Consider the following 19014-nt stretch of genomic DNA (forward strand, 5'->3'; position numbering starts at 1 on the left):
GGCTCGGTCAGGGGGTGTGCACCCCCGTCCCTGGGGGCTCCGGTGACTATCCACCGCCCTGTGACCCCGGTCACCCTTGCGTTCATATCGTTCACGGGCGCTTTCGAGCCACTGGGGGCCAGGTGTTCCGGCGAGGCAGACTGTGGGGCATGCGCCTCCCCCGTACCCGTCCCCGCAGCCTGGCCGGCCAGCTCTTCGCCATGCAGGTCGTGCTGATCGCCGCGGTGGTGGCCGGATGCGCGGTCTTCGCCTATGTCTCCGGTTCCGCGCAGGCCGAGCAGACCGCGGCCCGGCAGGTGCGGGCGGCGGCGCTGGCGGTGGCCGATTCCCCCTCCGTACGGGAGGCCATTCGCACCCCGGACCCGTCCGCCGTGCTCCAGCCGTACGCGGAGCAGGTGCGCCGGGACACCCAGATCGCCTTCGTCACGATCATGGACACCGAGCGGAAGCGGTGGACGCACCCGGACGCGTCGCAGATCGGCGAGACGTTTCTCGGCCACACCGAGGAGGCGCTCGCCGGGGAGACCTTCACCGAGACGTACACCGGCACGCTCGGCCCGTCGATACGCGTGGTCACCCCGGTCCGCGACGGAGAGCGGATCGTCGGGCTCGTCAGCGCGGGCATCACCGTGGACCGGGTCTCCTCGCAGGTACGCGAGCAGCTCGGCGCCCTCGCGCTGGCGGCGGGCGGGGCGCTGGCGCTCGGCGGGATCGGTACGTACGTGATCAACGCCCGGCTGCGGCGGCACACCCACGGCATGAACGCGGCCGAGCTGAGCCGGCTGCACGACTACCACCAGGCCACCCTGCACGCGGTGCGCGAGGGGCTGCTGATGCTGGACGGGCAGCGGCGGATCGCGCTGGTCAACGACGCCGGGCGCGAACTGCTGGGGCTCGACCCGGAGAGGGAGGCGCTCGGCCGGACCGTGGACGAGCTGGCGCTGCCCGCGCCGCTGACCGGGGCGCTGCTGGCGTCGGAGGCGCGGGTGGACGAGCTGCACCTGACGGCGGAGCGCGTGGTGGTCGTCAACACCCGTCCGGTGGTGGGCGGGGAGCACCGGGGCACGGTGGTGACCCTGCGGGACCACACCGAGCTCCAGGCGCTCACCGGTGAGCTGGACTCCGAGCGCGGTTTCACGCAGGCGTTGCGCTCGCAGGCCCACGAGGCGGCGAACCGGCTGCACACGGTGGTGTCGCTGATCGAGCTGGGCCGGGTGGAGGAGGCGGTGGAGTTCGCGACGGCGGAGCTGGAGCTGGCGCAGGTGCTGACCGACCGGGTGGTGGGCGCGGTCGAGGAGCCGGTGCTGGCCGCGCTGCTGCTCGGCAAGGCGGCCCAGGCGAACGAGCGCGGGGTGGAGCTGGAGCTGGCCGAGGACAGCCTGATCGACGACGGCGCGCTGCCCGACTCGCTGCCCCAGCGGGACCTGGTGACGATCCTCGGCAACCTGATCGACAACGCGGTGGAGGCGGCATCGGACGGCGACGCGGTGGCGGCCGTGCCGGCGCCTCGTACGGCTTCGCCGGGTGGGGCCGGGCGGGCCCGGGTCACCGTGACCGCACTCGCCGACGGCCGGGAGCTGCTGCTGCGGGTCTCCGACAGCGGGGCGGGCATCGGGCCGGAGGAGGCGGACGAGGTGTTCCGGCGCGGCTGGTCGACGCACGGGGCCGGGCGCGGGCTCGGCCTCGCGCTGGTGCGGCAGGCGGCGCACCGCAACGGCGGGTCGGTGGAGCTGGACCGGGCGCCGGAGGGCGGGGCACGGTTCACCGTACGGCTGCCGCTCGGGGACCGTACCGCAACGGAGGTGACCGCGTGATCCGGGTGCTGGTGGTGGAGGACGATCCGGTGGCCGCCGACGCGCACCAGATGTACGTGGAGCGGGTGGCGGGCTTCACCGTGGCCGCCGTGGCCCACACCCGCGCGGAGGCCGTACGGGTGCTGGAGCGCACCCCGGTCGACCTGCTCCTGCTGGATCTGTATCTCCCCGACGGCCACGGACTCGGACTGCTGCGCTCGCTGCGGGCCGCCGGGCACGGGGCGGACGTGATCGCGGTGACCTCGGCGCGGGACCTCGCGGTGGTGCGGGAGGGGGTGTCGCTCGGGGTCGTCCAGTACGTCCTGAAACCGTTCACCTACCCGACGCTGCGGGACCGGCTGACGCGGTACGCCGAGTTCCGGGGCGCCGCGGGTGAGGCGAGCGGGCAGGAGGAGGTGGACCGGGCGCTGGGCGCGCTGCGGGTCACCGAGCCGGCCGCCCTGCCGAAGGGGCTCAGCGGGCCGACCCTGGAGGCGGTGACCCGGGTTCTGCGGGAGTCGGCGGAAGGCGTGACAGCGGCGGCCGCCGGCGAGCGGCTCGGGATCTCGCGGATCACCGCGCGCCGCTATCTGGAGCACCTGGTGACCGTCGGGAGCGCGGCGCGGCGTCCACATTATGGGCAGGTCGGCCGACCTGAGCTCCACTACCGCTGGCTGGCCGGCGGTCGCTGAGGCCCACCGCCGAAAACATACCGCAAGCGCTTGCCGCAAGGGCGCGCAGAAGCAGTGGGGGTGGAATACCGGCGGTAAGGAAAGCGCTGGTGGGGCCCTTGATTGCGTACCGCCCGCCCGGTTCGCACTAGGAGGTTCCTACGAAGCGTGTTCTGTACAGAACAGACCGTAGCCAGGACGGAAATGGACTTCTACGGTGGGGCCGTGCACCCCACCCCGCCCTTCAACGCCCCCGCCGCGCGCCGCCTCCGCGAGGCACTGGGGATGGCTCCCGGACATGTCGCCTACGGCCTCGCCGCCCAGTACGGGCTGCGGATACCCGCCGAGACCGTCATCGCCTGGGAACGCGGTCTGGCGACCCCCGGCGAACGTGAACTGACCGCCCTGGCCGGTGTCCTGTGGTGCGCGCCGGGCGAGCTGCTGGCCGCCGCCGCCACCCTGCGCGAGCACCGGATGAGCCGGGAGCTCGCGGTGGACGACCTGGCGCGGCAGCTCGGGATGACCGGGGCCTCGTACCTGCGGATGGAGGAGACGGGGCGCTGGAAGGGCAACGAGCGGCAGTCCGCCGCGCTGTGCCGGGCGCTCGGCCTGTCACCGGCCCAGTTCCTCACGGCGACCGGCCGCGACGAGGAGCTGGCCGAACTGCTGACGAGTGCGGTCACCACGCGCTGGCAGGCGTACGTCCGCCCGGTGGCGAAGGTGGTCCCGCTGGACCGGGCGAAGATCCAGGACGTGCTGGAGCAGCTGCACGCCGACTACCAGGCCCTGATGGTCTCCACGCTGAGCTGGAGCAGCACGGGCCAGGAACGGTCCGGGTCGACGGGCGACGCGGGACGGGCGTTCCTGGCCCGGGTGGTGGACCAGTTCTGGCGGACGGCGGGGGTGTAGGACCCGTACGGGACTCGCCGTACGGCTCTAGAACACCGACTCCGCCTCGTACATGCGGTCCAGCGGGACGGTCTTGAGCTGCGTGACCGCGTCCGCGAGCGGGACCATGGCGATCTCGGTGCCGCGCAGGGCGGTCATCCGGCCGAAGTCGCCGCGGTGGACGGCCTCCACGGCGTGCCAGCCGAAGCGGGTGGCGAGGACCCGGTCGTACGCGGTGGGCGTGCCGCCGCGCTGGACGTGGCCGAGGATGACCGGTCGGGCCTCCTTGCCGAGCCGGGTCTCCAGCTCGACGGCGAGGCGGTTGCCGATGCCCTGGAAGCGCTCGTGGCCGAACTGGTCGATCGCGCCCTTGGCGTACGGCATCGAGCCCTCGGCCGGGTGCGCGCCCTCGGCGACGCAGATGACGGCGAACTTCTTGCCGCGCGCGAACCGCTCCTCGACCATCTTGACCAGGTCGTCGACCGCGAAGGGGCGCTCGGGCAGGCAGATGCCGTGGGCGCCGCCCGCCATCCCGGACTCCAGCGCGATCCAGCCCGCGTGGCGGCCCATGACCTCGACGACCATCACCCGCTGGTGGGACTCGGCGGTCGTCTTGAGACGGTCTATGGCCTCGGTCGCGACGCCGACGGCGGTGTCGAAGCCGAAGGTCCGGTCGGTGGCGGAGATGTCGTTGTCGATGGTCTTCGGGACGCCGACCACCGGCATGCCCGCGTCGGAGAGCATCCGGGCCGCCGTCAGCGTGCCCTCGCCGCCGATCGGGATCAGTGCGTCGATGCCGTAACGCCGGGCCAGCTCCTCGCAGTTCTCCGCGGCCTCGCGCAACCGGTCGCGCTCCAGGCGCGCCGAGCCGAGGATCGTGCCGCCGCGGGCGAGGATGCCGCTGACCGCGTTGAGGTCGAGAGGGCGGAAGTGGCCGTCGAGCAGCCCTTTGAAGCCGTCCTCGAAGCCGATGACCTCGTCGCCGTGGCCCACGACGGCCCGGTGGACGACCGACCGGATCACTGCGTTCAGGCCGGGGCAGTCGCCGCCCGCGGTGAGAATGCCGATGCGCATCGAGGTGTGTCTCCTGCTCGTTAGTCGCGCTGTTCCAGGAGGCCGACCGAGGCGGCCCCCCTGCCCTGAACCAGCTCGATTGTCCCACGCCCGGCACGGACCCCGCGCTTTCGGCCGGGCCGGGGCAGCGATCCGGGAGTGGTGGGGAGGCGCTCGGGGGCCGAAATCCTCCGGCGGGCGGCATAGCGGCCCGCGCAGGTATCGTCAAGAGGCAATGCAGGCCAATGGCCGCACCCCTCGGAGCGCCGGGGACAGCGCGGGGAGGATCCCCCACGCCCCGGACGGACCGCGGGTCGCGGCACCGCACAACGACGGGAGAGCACGCGTGGCGCGCAGTGTGTACGTGACCGGGATCGAACGGGGGGACGGCCGGCAGGTCGTCGAGCTCGGAGTCATGGAGCTACTGACGCGCCAGGTCGACCGGGTCGGGGTCTTCCGCCCGCTTGTCCACGACGGGCCCGACCGTCTCTACGAGCTGCTGCGGGCCCGCTACCGGCTCTCGCAGAGCCCCTCCTCCGTCTACGGCCTGGACTACCACGAGGCCTCCGCCGTGCAGGCGGAGAAGGGGACCGACGAGCTGGTCTCGCTGCTGGTGGACCGCTTCCACCAGGTGGCCCGGGAGTACGAGGTGGTGCTCGTCCTCGGCAGCGACTTCGCCGCCACCCAGCTCCCGGACGAGCTGGCGCTGAACGCGCGCCTCGCCAACGAGTTCGGCGCCTCGGTGATCGCGGTCGTCGGCGGCAAGGGCCAGACGGCGGAGTCCGTGCGCGCCGAGACCCGTAACGCGTACCGCGCCTACGCCGGCCTCGGCTGCGATGTGCTGGCGATGGTGGTGAACCGGGTCGCGCCGGAGGACCGGTCGGTGATAGCGGAGCGGCTGGCGGCCCGGCTGCCGGTGCCCGTCTCGGTGCTGCCGGACGACCCGGCGCTCTCCGCCCCGACGGTCGCCCAGATCACCGCCGCGCTGGACGGCACGGTGCTGCTCGGCGACGACTCGGGGCTCGCGCGCGACGCGCTGGACTTCGTCTTCGGCGGGGCGATGCTGCCGAACCTGCTGAACGCGCTGACGCCGGGGTGCATGGTGGTGACGCCCGGGGACCGCGCGGACCTGGTGGTGGGGTCGCTGGCCGCGCACAGCGCCGGAACGCCGCCCATCGCCGGCATCCTGCTGACCCTGAACGAGCGACCGGGCGAGGAGATACTCACGCTGGCCGCACGCCTCGCTCCCGGGACCCCGGTCGTCTCGGTGGCCGGTGGCTCGTTCCCCACGGCGGCCGAACTCTTCACGCTGGAAGGGAAGTTGAACGCGGCGACGCCACGTAAGGCGGAGACCGCGCTCGGCCTCTTCGAGCGGCACGTCGACACCGGCGCGCTCCTGGAGCGGATCTCGGTGGCCCGCAGCGGCCGGGTCACGCCGATGATGTTCGAGCACGAGCTGCTGGAGCAGGCCCGCTCCGACCGCAAGCGCGTGGTCCTGCCCGAGGGCACCGAGGAGCGCGTGCTGCGCGCGGCGGACGTGCTGCTGCGCCGGGACGTCTGCGACCTGACCCTCCTCGGCAACGTGGACACGATCCGCAAGAAGGCCGCCGACCTCGGCATCGACCTCGCCGAGACCCAGATCATCGACCCGCACACCTCCGAACTGCGCCAGGCCTTCGCCGAGCGGTACGCCGAACTGCGCGCGCACCGCGGGGTGACGGTGGAACTCGCGTACGACGTGGTGTCCGACGTCAACTACTTCGGCACGCTGATGGTGCAGGAGGGCCTGGCCGACGGGATGGTCTCCGGCTCGGTGCACTCCACGGCCGCCACCATCCGTCCGGCCTTCGAGATCATCAAGACGAAGCCGGACGCCTCGATCGTCTCGTCCGTCTTCTTCATGTGCCTGGCCGACAAGGTGCTCGTCTACGGCGACTGCGCGGTCAACCCGGACCCGAACGCCGAGCAGCTCGCGGACATCGCGGTCCAGTCGGCGGTGACCGCGGCCCGCTTCGGCGTCGAGCCGCGGATCGCGATGCTCTCGTACTCCACCGGCACCTCCGGCTCCGGCGCCGACGTCGACAAGGTGCGCGAGGCGACCGAGCGGGTGCGGGCCGAGCGGCCCGAGCTGCGGGTGGAGGGGCCGATCCAGTACGACGCGGCCGTCGAGCCGTCCGTCGCGGCGACCAAGCTCCCGGATTCGGAGGTGGCGGGCCAGGCCACGGTCCTGATCTTCCCGGACCTGAACACCGGCAACAACACCTACAAGGCCGTGCAGCGCTCGGCGGGCGCGGTGGCGGTCGGCCCGGTGCTCCAGGGTCTGCGCAAGCCCGTCAACGACCTGTCCCGGGGCGCGCTCGTCCAGGACATCGTCAACACGGTGGCCATCACGGCGATCCAGGCGCAGGGCGAGGAGCGCCCCGCATGACGAACCCCGCCCCCGATCACGAAAGCACGGCAGCCCCTGTGGAACCGCATCGCGTCCTCGTCCTCAACTCCGGCTCGTCCTCGGTGAAGTACCAGCTGCTCGACATGCGCGACCGCTCACGGCTCGCCTCCGGTCTGGTCGAGCGGATCGGCGAGGAGACCTCCCGCCTGGTGCACACCCCGCTGGCCGGCGGCGGGGCCGAGCCCCGGGAGCGTACGGGCCCGATCGCCGACCACGACGCGGCGCTCAAGGCGGCGGCCGAGGAGCTGACGGCCGACGGCCTCGGCCTCGACTCCCCCGAACTCGCCGCGATCGGGCACCGGGTGGTGCACGGCGGGCTGCGGTTCACCGCGCCGACGGTGGTCACCGACGAGGTGCTGACGGAGATCGAGCGCCTCGTCCCGGTCGCCCCGCTGCACAACCCGGCCAACATCACCGGCATCCGTACGGCACAGGCGCTGCGGCCGGACCTGCCGCAGGTGGCGGTCTTCGACACGGCGTTCCATACGACGATGCCGGAGGCGGCCGCGCGGTACGCGATCGACGTGGAGACCGCCGACGCGCACCGGATCCGCCGCTACGGCTTCCACGGCACCTCGCACGCGTACGTCTCGCGGAAGACGTCCGAGCTGCTGGGCAGGGCCCCCGAGGACGTCAACGTCATCGTGCTGCACCTGGGCAACGGCGCCTCCGCCTCGGCGGTCGCGGGCGGGCGGTGCGTGGAGACCTCCATGGGGCTGACCCCCTTGGAAGGGCTCGTGATGGGTACGCGCTCCGGGGACATCGATCCGGCGGTCGTCTTCCACCTCAAGCGGGTGGCGGGCATGTCGACGGACGAGGTCGACGTCCTGCTCAACAAGAGGAGCGGGCTGGTCGGACTCTGCGGCGACAACGACATGCGGGAGATCCGGCGCCGGGTCGAGGAGGGCGACGAGCGGGCCGCGCTCGCCTTCGACATCTACATCCACCGGCTGAAGAAGTACATCGGCGCCTACGCGGCGGTGCTCGGCCGGGTGGACGCGGTGGCGTTCACGGCGGGGGTCGGGGAGAACTCGGCCCCGGTGCGGGAGGCTGCCATCGCGGGTCTGGAGGAGTTCGGCCTCGCGGTGGACGCCGGGCTCAACGCCGTACGGTCCGGGGAGCCGCGGCTGATCTCGCCGGAGTACGCACGGGTCGCGGTCGCCGTGGTGCCGACGGACGAGGAGCTGGAGATCGCCGACCAGACGTTCGCGCTCGTCGAGGGGCCCGGTTCGTCCTGATCCGGGGGCCTTGGAGAGGTCGACAACTGAGCGCCTCCGCGCCCTTTTGTATCTTCCACCAGACGGAATATTCCGCATCGAAACAAACCGATAGGATCCGCCTCATGCGCCGTTCCAAAATCGTCTGCACCCTCGGTCCCGCCGTCGACTCCCATGAGCAGCTCGTCGCTCTGATCGAGGCCGGCATGAGCGTGGCCCGTTTCAACTTCAGTCACGGCTCCCACGAGGAACACCAGGGCCGTTACGACCGTGTCCGCAAGGCGGCCGCCGAGACCGGCCGCGCGGTGGGCGTGCTCGCCGACCTCCAGGGCCCGAAGATCCGCCTGGCGAAGTTCGCCGAGGGCCCGGTCGAGCTGGTCCGCGGGGACGAGTTCACCATCACCTCCGAGGACGTCCCGGGCGACAAGTCGATCTGCGGCACGACCTACAAGGGTCTGCCCGGCGACGTCGCCAAGGGCGACCCGATCCTGATCAACGACGGCAACGTCGAGCTGAAGGTCGTCGAGGTCGTCGGCCCGCAGGTCAAGACCATCGTCATCGAGGGCGGTGTCATCTCCGACCACAAGGGCATCAACCTGCCCGGCGCGGCGGTGAACGTCCCGGCCCTGTCCGAGAAGGACGTCGAGGACCTGCGCTTCGCGCTGCGGATGGGCTGCGACCTGGTCGCCCTCTCCTTCGTGCGGGACGCCGACGACGTCAAGGACGTCCACAAGGTGATGGACGAGGAGGGCCGCCGGGTCCCCGTCATCGCCAAGGTGGAGAAGCCGCAGGCGGTCGAGCACATGGAGGGCGTCGTCATGGCGTTCGACGGTGTGATGGTGGCCCGTGGCGACCTGGCGGTGGAGTACCCGCTGGAGAAGGTCCCGATGGTGCAGAAGCGCCTCATCGAGCTGTGCCGCCGCAACGCCAAGCCGGTGATCGTGGCGACCCAGATGATGGAGTCGATGATCACCAACTCCCGCCCGACCCGCGCCGAGGCGTCCGACGTCGCCAACGCGATCCTGGACGGCGCGGACGCGGTCATGCTGTCCGCCGAGTCGTCGGTGGGCGCGTACCCGATCGAGACGGTCAAGACGATGTCGAAGATCGTCTGCGCCGCCGAGGAGGAGCTGCTCTCCAAGGGCCTCCAGCCGCTGGTCCCCGGCAAGAAGCCCCGTACGCAGGGCGGCTCGGTGGCCCGCGCGGCCTGCGAGATCGCGGACTTCCTGGACGGCAAGGCGCTGGTCGCCTTCACCCAGTCCGGCGACACCGCCCGCCGCCTCTCCCGCTACCGCGTGGCCCAGCCGATCCTGGCCTTCACCACGGACGAGGCCACCCGCAACCAGCTCGCCCTGAGCTGGGGCGTCGAGTCGCACGTCGTCCCGCACGCGGACAACACCGACGCGATGGTCGACCTGGTCGACGCGGAGCTGCTGAAGCTGAACCGCTACACCAAGGGCGACACGATGGTCATCACGGCCGGCTCGCCTCCCGGCATCCCGGGCACCACGAACATGGTGCGGGTGCACCACCTGGGTGGCGGGGAGGGCTAGTTCGCCGCTCCCCCGTCGTACGACCGTGGGCTGTACCCCACACGAGGGGTACAGCCCACGGCTCTGTGCGGCTCCCGGACGGGATCAGGTGGCGGCGGCTAGCCTTTGCCGCCTTCCAGGTAGTTCCGCAGGCCCGGGACCCTGAGCGAGCCGCCGAACTGGCCTGCCTGGACGACCTTCACCTTGGTGAAGAAGGCGAAGGGCACGTTCAGCGGCGGCGGGGTCTGCGGGTTGAAGGTGATCGGGATGAGGCCGAAGAGGTTGCCCTTCAGCTCCTCCGTGTACATCGTCACCGTGCCGTTGCGGATGGTCGACGTGGAGCCCGGACGCGACTTCACATGACCGGTCGTGCCCGCCGGGCCGACGGTCAGCTGGTGGAGGTCCTTGATGTCGATGGAGCTCGCGGTGAACTTGAGCACCTTCTTGATGGAGCCGTCCGCCTTCTTCACCTCGACGATGCCTTTGTAGTCCAGGCCGTTGAGCGTGAGCAGCGTGGACTCCAGGACCCACGGGTCGGCCGGGAGCAGCGGGATGCCGGGCTCCAGGGACGCCGCGGCGAGTGCCTCCGGGTCGGGTTCGGGGCAGGGGAAGCGCGGTTTGGCGCCGTCGGGGATGTCCTCGTCCTTCTTCGGGTCGAGTCCCTTGACGTCGTCGTCGAGCTCCTTGACGTCCTTGCCCGCCTTCTCGGCGGCCTCGCGGATCGCGTCGGCCGTCCTGTCCGCCTTCTCCTTCGCGGGGTCCTTCTCCGCGTCCTTCGGCGCTTCCTTCTCCGGAGCCTTCGGCTTGTCGGCCGGCTTCGGGGTGTCGGCCGTGGGGCTCGGGGACGGGCTCGCCGTCGCCTCGGGCTTCTCCTCGGACTCGTCCTTGCCCTTGTCCGGGTCGAAGAGGTCCTTGAGCGCGTCGCCGAGGCCCAGCGGGTCGAGCGGGTTCTTCGACTTGGTGGGCGTCGGGGTGGGGCTCGGCTCGTCGGCGGGCTTCTCGTCGGCAGCCGGGTCCGGCTTCTCGTCGGCAGCCGGGTCCTCGGTGGCCGCACCGCCCTCCGTCGGCTTCGGGGTCGCGCCGTCGCCCTGGCCCGGCTCCTCGCCCTTGTCCTGGTCCGGCTCGTCCGTGGGCGTCGCCGACGGGGTCGGGGTGGCCTTCGGGGACTCGGAAGCGGACGGATCGGGCTCGTCGGACCGGGTGACGCACGGGCCCGGGGCGAAGGGGATGTCGGGGTTGCCGTCGGCCATGGCGAGCTTGGGCGTGAGGCCCATGCCGACGAAGACGGCGGTCGGCATCGCGGCGAGCGCGAGCGCCTTCTTGCCGCTCGGCATGTGCAGCTTCGTCAGCAGCGACTTCTTGGGGGCCGCGTGGCGGGGCCCTTTGCGTACCGGGAGGACTTCGTCCGCGTACGCGTTCGGCTGCTGTTGCTCGTCACCCCGCACGGTGGGTCCCCCCGTCGTAGCCGGACACCGCGTCGTGGTCACCCGCCGGCTGCTGCGGGACGGCCGCGCCGTGCGGGGCGCCCTCTGGGGCGTACCCGCTCTCCGGCTGCTGCTTGTCCAGCGGCATCGGGGCGCCCTGCGGGGCCGCCTCGTCCGGCTGCGGCTCGCCCGGCGCCCAGGAGATGGACAGGGCTCCGCCGATGAGCGCGAGCAGGAACCCGACCACGAAGCCGCCGATGTTGGCGACGGGTATGGAGATCAGCGCGAGCAGAATGGCCGCGACCCCGGCGAAGACCCGGACGATGGAGTGGAACCACATCGTCAGGCCCAGCGTGATCAGCAGGACCCCGATGATCAGGGACCCGGCACCGGCGGTGGTGGACATCGCCAGCGTCATGTTGCCGAGGTGGAGATCGGCGTACGGGAAGTAGGCGATGGGCACACCGCCCAGCATGGTGAACAGACCCGCCCAGAACGGCCGGTTACCCCGCCAGGTACGGAATCCCCGCCGGTAGACGGTGAGGTTGTGCTCGTTCTGCCCTGTGGACTCGGGGCTCATGGAAAACAGCTCCCTGGAACCGGTACTGCGGTGAGAAGAGAAAGGGTGGGCGGCCGGAAGGCCCGCGCGGGGCGTCCCGGCCACCCGGGCGAGCGCTTAGAAGCACTCCTTGACGCCCTTGTGCAGCTTCAGGCTCAGGTTGCTGAGCTTGAAGGTGCCGGCGGTGGTCGCCCACGCCGTCTGCTCCACGTCGGTCAGGGTGGCCTTCTTGGCCCGCTGCGCGAAGCCGTTGGGGTTGACGCCCTTCTCGGTCCCGGGCTGGATGCCGGGCGCACCGACGGAACCGGCCGCGACACCGATGTCGATGTTCTCGAAGTAGGCATCGGCGTCGAGCTGCGCGACGTCCAGGTAGAGGTTGGTCGCCACGACCGGGTTGTCCGGGTTCGTACCGGCCTTCAGCTGCAGGCTGACGCTGCCGATGCCGAAGGGCACCTCCGGCGTGACCACCGACTGGCACATGTTGGTGATCGTGGCCTTGCTGAAGCCCGAGACCGCGACCGGGTGCGCGGCTTCGTTGCCCTTGAGGTCCTTACCGACGGCGACGCTGCCGTACTGGACGAAGTCCTCGCCCACCAGCTTGTCGGTGCGGACCTTGAAGCTCTGGCCGGACACGGCGAAGGACGCGGCCAGGGCGCCCTGCGCGAGACCGACGCCCACTGCCGCCGTGGCGACGACGCTGGGCACCATCACCAGGGCGAAACGCTTCCATCTCGTCCCACCGCGAACCTGGGAACTCATAACTTGCTCCTTCTTCTCGGACGTACATCTCCGGGCGGGCGGGAAACCCGTCCTGGGATGGGAGAAGTGCTACGTCCTCGGGAAGGAGAGCGCCCGCGGGCGGAGGCATGGACCGCATCCGCTGCACCGGCGTTCACCCCCGAGCGACAACCACTGGCTGCACGGTGTGTACAGCCGGTCGGACAGGCCCCGCCTGTCGGCGGGAACCCCCCTGTCCACAGCCGGCGGACACTGCCGCCGACCCACTCGGTGGGGACCCAACAGGCCCCTCGGCACCGGCTGGAGACCGGGCCGAAGGTATGGGACCGAGCGTGGCCGATCGTGGTCCATTCGGCGCCGTGACACAAGGGGGGTCGTTACTTGCCAGTAACGGCCCGATAACCGTGGCGCGACGGGGCGACATCATGCGGCCACACAGGGTGGCACGAAAGGGACATGAGAATGGCGGGAAACTTGACGGAAACAGGACAGAGCGACCTCGGCGACTTACTGCCAGTAACACTTGGTTCCATTGTCAAGTTTTGGTAAAGGGGCGGTGACTCTTAGCGTTCGGACGGCAAAACGGCCGCGATACCCGGAGGGCATCACGGCCGTCTTGTCACATCGGAACAATCGGCTCGCGAGCGGAGAAGATCAGCTCGCGGTCAGAACAGCACGCGCGCCAGCGCGGTGCGGGCGGCGGTGACCCTGGGGTCGTCCGGACCGATCACCTCGAAGAGCTCCAGCAGCCGGAGCCGGGCGGTGTTCCGGTCGTCGCCGGTGGTGCGGCGGACCGCCTCGACGAGCCGGCCGAAGGCGTCCTCGACATGGCCGCCGACCAGGTCCAGGTCGGCGGCGGCGACCTGCGCGGCCACATCGCCCGGGTTGTCCGCCGCCTCTTTGCGGACCGCGTTCGGGTCCATCGTCTGGACGCGCGCGAGCAGCTCCGCCTGGGCCAGGCCGAGCTTGGCCTCCGGGTTGGCCGGATCGTCGGCGAGCACGTTCTTGTACGCCTGTACGGCGCCGCCGAAGTCGTTGGCGTCGAGAGCGGAGGCGGCGGCCTCCAGCAGGTGGTCGTACGGGCCGGCCGGCACCTCGGCCGGGACGGCGTCCGGCGAGGCGTCCGGGTCGACGGCGATCCCGGTGAGCCCGAACCGCTCCTCGCCGACCTGGATCAGCTGGTCCAGCGTCTCGCGGATCTGGGCCTCGGGGGCCGCGCCCTGGAAGAGCGGGAGGGCCTGCCCGGCGACGACGGCGAAGACCGCCGGGATGCCCTGGATGCCGAACTGCTGCATCAGCATCTGGTTGGCGTCGACATCGACCTTGGCCAGCAGGAAGCGGCCGTTGTACTCGACGGCCAGGCGCTCCAGCAGCGGGCCGAGCTGCTTGCACGGCTCGCACCACTCGGCCCAGAAGTCGATGACGACGGGTACTTCGGCGGAGCGCTGCAGGACATCGCGCTCGAAGCCTGCTTCATCGACGTCGATCACCAGGGCGGCGGGCGCCACGGCACCGGCGCCTCCGCTACGGGCGGCCTGCGCACGGGCCTGCTCCGCCTTGACCTTGGCCTCACCGGCCGCCTTGACAGCGGCGAGGTCGACGACGCCGCTCATGGACATGTTCCTAGGCTGCATACGTACATCCTCCCCCCTGAGCACGCCGTTCCGGAAAGCGATACGGGAACCGGGCCGGTCCGCGGCGCCGGCCGGTGTGCCGGGCGGGCGGACGAAGGCGGTTCCCGGGGCCCTGAAGAACCCCGACGGGGCTCCGGAAAGACCCCGGTGGAACAGAGACGGGCCCCGATGAGACCCGGTGGACCTGCCGGATCCCCATCCGGCCGGTCCGTGCGGCTCCGGGTCCCCACCCGGCGCCTGGGGCCTCGGTGAAGGCCCTGGTGGCTGTCGCTCGTTCGTTCCGTGGCGTACGGGAGGGCGGGTCTGCCGCCTTCCTTACGCTACGACCCGTAGCGTAACTGCCGATCGGCCCGCCGGAACAGGCCCTCCCGGTGATCTGTCTCACGGAACCCGGGGCGGAACGGACCTCCCTACCGGCCGGTATGGTCGCCGCATCATGAGCCGCACCGACCCCCAGAACGTCCGAACAGGACGTCCCCGCTCTCCTGCCGCCGATGCCGCGATCCTGGAGGCGACCCGCGCGTCCCTGGTCGATCTCGGCTGGTCGAAGCTGACCATGGGCGCTGTGGCGACCCGGGCCGGAGTCGCCAAGACGACCCTCTACCGGCGCTGGGCGGGCAAGAACGAGCTGGTGGTGGACGCGGTGGCCGTCCTCTTCGACGAGCTGGAACTCCCCGACCGGGGCAGCCTGGCCGCCGATGTGCAGGGCGTGGTGCTCCAGTTCGCCGCCCTGCTGGAGCGGCCGGAGACCCGGACGGCGCTGATGGCGGTGGTCGCGGAGTCCACCCGGGACGACTCGCTGCGCCACCGCATCCGCTCGGCCATCGTGGATCGGCAGAAGCGACTGGTGCTCGTCGGCCGGGAACGCGCGCAGGCCCGCGGCGAGCTGCGGTACGAGGACGACGCCTCGACCGCCGCCCGCAACGCGGACCTGATCTTCGACGTGATCGCCGGAGCCGTGGTGCACCGCACGCTGGTGAGCGCGGAGCCGGTGGACGCCGAGTGGGCGAGCGGGTTCACCACGCTGTTGCTGCTGGGACTGTCCGGCGCGCAGACCGCCTGACCCGCCGGGGCCGTGCGGCGTTCAGGCCGGCCGACCCACCGGAACCGCGCGGCGCACGGACCGACGGACCCGCTGCGTAGGGCCAAGGGCTCTTCAACCCGGACCACTTGGGCTCTAGGGTCGGGGCGACCCCCATCCGACCAGAGGAGTCGCCCGTGCGTACGCGCCTACCGGCCCTGCTCGTCGTCCTGTTGACCGGGGCCCTGCTGGCCCCCACCCAAGCCACCGCACGCCCCGAGGGGACCGTCCGGGAGGACAGGGCGGCCGCCCGCTCCGCCACCCCGGCCGCCGACCCCGCGCCGCTGCCCGCCTGGACTCCCCCGCTCAGCACCCGGGGCCGCTACGTCGTCGACGCGGAGGGCCGCCGCTTCAAGCTCAAGTCCGGTAACTGGCACGGCTCCAGCGGCACCTGGAACGGCTCGGGACCGGAGGACGACCCGGTGAACAACCACGCGGGCGAGGTGGGACACCGGGCGCCGCTCGGCCTCGACCGGATGCCGATGGACGAGATCGTCGCCGACTTCCGGCGGCTCGGGCTGAACAGCGTGCGCCTGCCCTTCTCCAACGAGATGATCGGCGACACCCGGCCGGTCTCCGGCCTGACGGCCAACCCCGAGTTGAACGGGCTGCGTCCGCTGGAGGTCTTCGACCGGGCGGTTCGCGCGCTGACGGACGCGGGGTTCGCGGTGATCCTCAACAACCACAGCACGAAAAGCCGTTGGTGCTGCGGAGTGGACGGCAGCGAGCGGTGGAACAGCGGCCAGAGCACACAGAAATGGGTGGACGACTGGCTGCTGCTGGCGGCACGCTACCGCTCCAACCCCCGGGTGGTCGGCGCCGATCTGCGCAACGAGGTGCGCCGCGACGTGTGGGACGACCCCAACTGGGGACTCGGCGACGCGCACGACTGGGCCGCCGCCGCCCAGCAGGCGGGTGACCGCATCCTCAGGGACGCCAACCCGGACCTGCTCATCATGATCGAGGGCATCAACTGGGCCGGAATCCCGGTGGACGGCTTCTGGCGCGACCGCCCCCACCTCAAACCGGTCACCACGCTCTCGCACACCCTGGTGCGCTCCCACAAGCTGGTCTACGCCGCCCACTACTACGGCTACACCGGCCCCCGGCACAGCGGGGCGACCGGGATCGGCGAGACCAGCGACCCGCGCTACCGCGACCTGGGCCGGACGGAGCTGTTCGCCGAGATGCGGCGCAGCTCCGCCTACGTGGCGAACACCCCCGACCGGCACTTCACCGCGCCGGTGTGGATCAGCGAGTTCGGTGTGGCGAAGGACGCCGACGCCAGGGACCGCGCGTGGTTCACCGACACCGTGGACTTCCTCGTCGAGAACGACCTCGACTTCGCCTACTGGCCCGTCGTCGGCTTCCACGAGAACGACCGGGGCAACCAGTGGGGCCTGATCCGCTACGACGCGGCCGGTGCCCGGCGCGGCGTCCTGGACGCCGACGACTGGCGCTCCACCGCGTGGCGTGCGCTGACCTCGGCCGCCGGCCGCCAGGGCCCGGTCGCACCGGTGCGGACCTGGTCGATGCTCAAGGCCACCCACGCGGATGCCAACCGCTCGCTGCGGGCGGCGGCGGACTGGGACAGCGGCGCCAGAAAGCTGACCTGCCCGGACGACCAGCGCCTGATCGGGATCAGCCAGCGCGGCCAGGGCGGGCTGTGCACCGATGCCGGGGTCGCGGATCTCGGCGCTCCCGGGGCGCCGGTCAGGGTGACATCGGAGGCGGGCGTCACCACCGACTGGGCGCGCGGCTTCACCAAGTACCAGTGCGCGGAAGGCCGGTTCATGACCGGCTACAGCGTGCGCGGCGACCGGGTGTCGGCCGTTCTGTGCTCGTCGGCCCGGATCGCGCTCGCGGGACCCGGCCGCACGCTGTGGAACGACCGGGGTGACAGTCGGCCGTCGTCCGGCGAGGGCGGGGATTACGCCACGGGCTTCCACAAGGCGCAGTGCCGGGCCGACGAGTACGCGGCGGGTATCGCCTTCTCCACGGCGATCGGGCGCGCGGGCACGCCGGACGCCCTGTACTGCCGGGGGCTGCCCGGCTGAGGGAGGGCCCCGGGCCGGGTACGTACCCGGCCCGGGGCCTCACCACCTCGCGAGGGGGCTCCGGCGCTCCCGAGCTCCCTGACCTCGCGGCCTCCCGAGCCGCCGAGTCCCGGTCCGGGATCCCGACGCCCCGGCGCCCCAGCGGCCTCAGAAGCCCGGCGGCTCCGTGTACGTGCCCCACTCCCCGCGCAGCGACTCGCAGATCTCGCCGAGCGTGGCCTCGGCCCGTACGGCGTCCAGCATCGGCGCGATCATGTTCGAGCCGTCGCGGGCGGCGGCCAGCATCGCCTCCAGTGCGGCGCTGACCTTCGCGTCGTCGCGGGCCGCCTTGCGGGCGGTGAGCTGGCTGACCTGGTCGCGCTCCACCTCGTGGCTGACCCGGAGGATCTCCAGGTCGCCGGTGACCGAGCCGTGGTGGACGTTGACGCCGACGACCCGCTTGTCGCCCTTCTCCAGGGCCCGCTGGTACTGGAAGGCGGACTCGGCGATCTCGCCGGTGAACCAGCCGTCCTCGATGCCGCGCAGGATGCCGGAGGTGATCGGGCCGATCGGGTGCTGCCCGTCCGGGTGGGCGCGGGTGCCGCGCTCCTTGATCTGGTCGAAGATCTTCTCGGCCTCGGCCTCGATCCGGTCGGTGAGCTGCTCCACGTACCAGGAGCCGCCCAGCGGGTCGGCCACGTTGGCGACGCCGGTCTCCTCCATCAGCACCTGCTGGGTGCGCAGGGCGATCTCGGCGGCCTGCTCGGAGGGGAGCGCGAGGGTCTCGTCCAGGGCGTTGGTGTGCAGTGAGTTGGTGCCGCCGAGGACGGCGGAGAGGGCTTCGACGGCCGTCCGTACGACGTTGTTGTACGGCTGCTGCGCGGTGAGCGAGACCCCGGCGGTCTGGGTGTGGAAGCGGAGCCACTGCGCCTTGTCGGTCTTGGCGCCGTACGTCTCCTTCATCCAGCGGGCCCAGATGCGGCGGGCGGCGCGGAACTTGGCGATCTCCTCGAAGAAGTCCAGGTGCGCGTCGAAGAAGAAGGAGAGGCCGGGGGCGAAGGTGTCGATGTCCAGGCCGCGGGAGAGGCCGAGTTCGACGTAGCCGAAGCCGTCGGCCAGCGTGTACGCCAGCTCCTGCGCGGCCGTCGCTCCGGCCTCGCGGATGTGGTAGCCGGAGACGGAGAGCGGCTTGTAGGCGGGGATGGAGGCGGCGCAGTGCTCCATCAGGTCGCCGATGAGGCGCAGGTGGGGCTCGGGCTGGAAGAGCCACTCCTTCTGCGCGATGTACTCCTTGAAGATGTCGGTCTGGAGCGTGCCGTTGAGCACGCCCGGGTCGACACCCTGGCGCTCGGCGGCGACCAGGTACATGCAGAAGACCGGGACGGCCGGGCCGCTGATCGTCATGGACGTGGTGACGTCACCGAGCGGGATGTCCTTGAACAGGATCTCCATGTCGGCGGCGGAGTCGATGGCGACCCCGCAGTGGCCGACCTCGCCGAGCGAGCGCGATTCGTCGGAGTCGCGGCCCATCAGGGTCGGCATGTCGAAGGCGACGCTGAGACCGCCGCCGCCCGCCGCGAGGATCATCTTGTAGCGCTCGTTGGTCTGCTCGGCGTTGCCGAAGCCGGCGAACTGGCGGATGGTCCAGGTGCGGCCCCGGTAGCCGGTCGGGTGCAGGCCCCGGGTGAACGGGTACTCCCCCGGCCAGCCGATCCGCTCGAACCCCTCGTACGTGTCGCCGGGGCGCGGCCCGTAGACCGGCTCCACCGGGTCACCGGAGAGCGTGGTGAAGTCCGCGTCCCGCTTGCGGGCCTTGTCGTAACGGGCCTGCCAGCGGAGGCGGCCTTCCTCGATCGCGTCAGCGTCCATGCTTCGAATTTACTAGGACGTCCTAGTAAATGTCGATGGCAAACCGCCCGGCGCTTCGCGCGGGGCGGTG

At 71.5% G+C, this 19014-nt stretch carries 14 protein-coding genes; 8 read left to right on the plus strand and 6 right to left on the minus strand.

Annotated features, from left to right (window positions below; genetic code table 11):
- Nucleotides 1-149: 149 nt before the first annotated feature.
- From ACIRR8_RS05810 to ACIRR8_RS05820, 3 genes are all read left to right on the plus strand, one after another.
- Complete coding sequence (locus ACIRR8_RS05810; protein ID WP_404059434.1) at nt 150-1814, plus strand: ATP-binding protein; 1665 nt, start codon at nt 150-152, stop codon at nt 1812-1814.
- Nucleotides 1811-2485 carry a response regulator gene (locus tag ACIRR8_RS05815; RefSeq protein ID WP_404059436.1) on the plus strand — a complete coding sequence of 225 codons (675 nt, stop codon included), beginning with the start codon at nt 1811-1813 and terminating at the stop codon, nt 2483-2485. Before ACIRR8_RS05810 ends, ACIRR8_RS05815 begins: the two co-directional genes overlap by 4 nt.
- Before the next feature lie 183 nt (nt 2486-2668).
- Entirely contained in the window at nt 2669-3373 is a 705-nt protein-coding gene (locus tag ACIRR8_RS05820) for a helix-turn-helix domain-containing protein (RefSeq protein WP_404059439.1), read from the plus strand.
- 27 nt (nt 3374-3400) lie between these two features.
- On the opposite strand, the gene ACIRR8_RS05825 is transcribed toward ACIRR8_RS05820, so the two are convergent.
- Nucleotides 3401-4426, minus strand: a complete 1026-nt coding sequence (locus ACIRR8_RS05825; RefSeq protein ID WP_404059442.1) for an ATP-dependent 6-phosphofructokinase — start codon at nt 4424-4426, stop codon at nt 3401-3403.
- 325 nt (nt 4427-4751) lie between these two features.
- Here ACIRR8_RS05825 and pta point away from each other — a divergent pair, with 325 nt between their 5' ends.
- The 3 genes from pta (at nt 4752) to pyk (ending at nt 9624) form a co-directional block, all read left to right on the plus strand.
- Entirely contained in the window at nt 4752-6833 is a 2082-nt protein-coding gene (gene pta / locus ACIRR8_RS05830) for a phosphate acetyltransferase (protein WP_404059445.1), read from the plus strand.
- Nucleotides 6834-6871: 38 nt separating this feature from the next.
- Nucleotides 6872-8092: an acetate kinase gene (locus ACIRR8_RS05835; RefSeq protein WP_404060685.1), complete on the plus strand. Its 1221-nt coding sequence runs from the start codon at nt 6872-6874 to the stop codon at nt 8090-8092.
- 104 nt (nt 8093-8196) lie between these two features.
- A complete protein-coding gene (gene pyk, locus ACIRR8_RS05840) occupies nt 8197-9624 on the plus strand; it encodes a pyruvate kinase (protein WP_404059448.1) in 1428 nt (475 codons plus the stop codon).
- A gap of 98 nt (nt 9625-9722) precedes the next feature.
- Here the strand turns inward: pyk and ACIRR8_RS05845 are convergent, their stop codons facing one another.
- The 4 genes from ACIRR8_RS05845 to ACIRR8_RS05860 form a co-directional block, all read right to left on the minus strand.
- Nucleotides 9723-11048: a hypothetical protein gene (locus tag ACIRR8_RS05845; protein WP_404059451.1), complete on the minus strand. Its 1326-nt coding sequence runs from the start codon at nt 11046-11048 to the stop codon at nt 9723-9725.
- The gene (locus ACIRR8_RS05850) at nt 11038-11607 is read right to left on the minus strand and encodes a DUF6114 domain-containing protein (protein WP_404059453.1); all 570 of its coding nucleotides are present in this window, start codon (nt 11605-11607) and stop codon (nt 11038-11040) included. Before ACIRR8_RS05850 ends, ACIRR8_RS05845 begins: the two co-directional genes overlap by 11 nt.
- 96 nt (nt 11608-11703) lie before the next feature.
- Nucleotides 11704-12345 (minus strand): DUF6230 family protein, encoded by a 642-nt coding sequence (locus tag ACIRR8_RS05855; protein ID WP_404059456.1) that lies wholly within the window; start codon nt 12343-12345, stop codon nt 11704-11706.
- Nucleotides 12346-12989: 644 nt separating this feature from the next.
- The gene (locus ACIRR8_RS05860; RefSeq protein ID WP_404059459.1) at nt 12990-13958 is read right to left on the minus strand and encodes a tetratricopeptide repeat protein; all 969 of its coding nucleotides are present in this window, start codon (nt 13956-13958) and stop codon (nt 12990-12992) included.
- A 436-nt stretch (nt 13959-14394) separates the two neighbouring features.
- On the opposite strand from ACIRR8_RS05860, the gene ACIRR8_RS05865 reads away from it, so the two are divergent.
- Both ACIRR8_RS05865 and ACIRR8_RS05870 read left to right on the plus strand, forming a co-directional pair.
- Nucleotides 14395-15021 (plus strand): TetR/AcrR family transcriptional regulator, encoded by a 627-nt coding sequence (locus ACIRR8_RS05865; protein ID WP_404059462.1) that lies wholly within the window; start codon nt 14395-14397, stop codon nt 15019-15021.
- A gap of 155 nt (nt 15022-15176) precedes the next feature.
- Entirely contained in the window at nt 15177-17096 is a 1920-nt protein-coding gene (locus ACIRR8_RS05870) for a glycoside hydrolase family 5 protein (RefSeq protein WP_404059465.1), read from the plus strand.
- A 147-nt stretch (nt 17097-17243) separates the two neighbouring features.
- Here ACIRR8_RS05870 and ACIRR8_RS05875 read toward each other — a convergent pair whose 3' ends face one another.
- The gene (locus ACIRR8_RS05875; RefSeq protein ID WP_404059466.1) at nt 17244-18944 is read right to left on the minus strand and encodes a methylmalonyl-CoA mutase; all 1701 of its coding nucleotides are present in this window, start codon (nt 18942-18944) and stop codon (nt 17244-17246) included.
- Between the last annotated feature and the right edge of the window lie 70 nt (nt 18945-19014).

The organism is Streptomyces sp. NPDC101178 (genome assembly GCF_044767965.1).
In the GTDB taxonomy this organism is placed as follows: domain Bacteria; phylum Actinomycetota; class Actinomycetes; order Streptomycetales; family Streptomycetaceae; genus Streptomyces.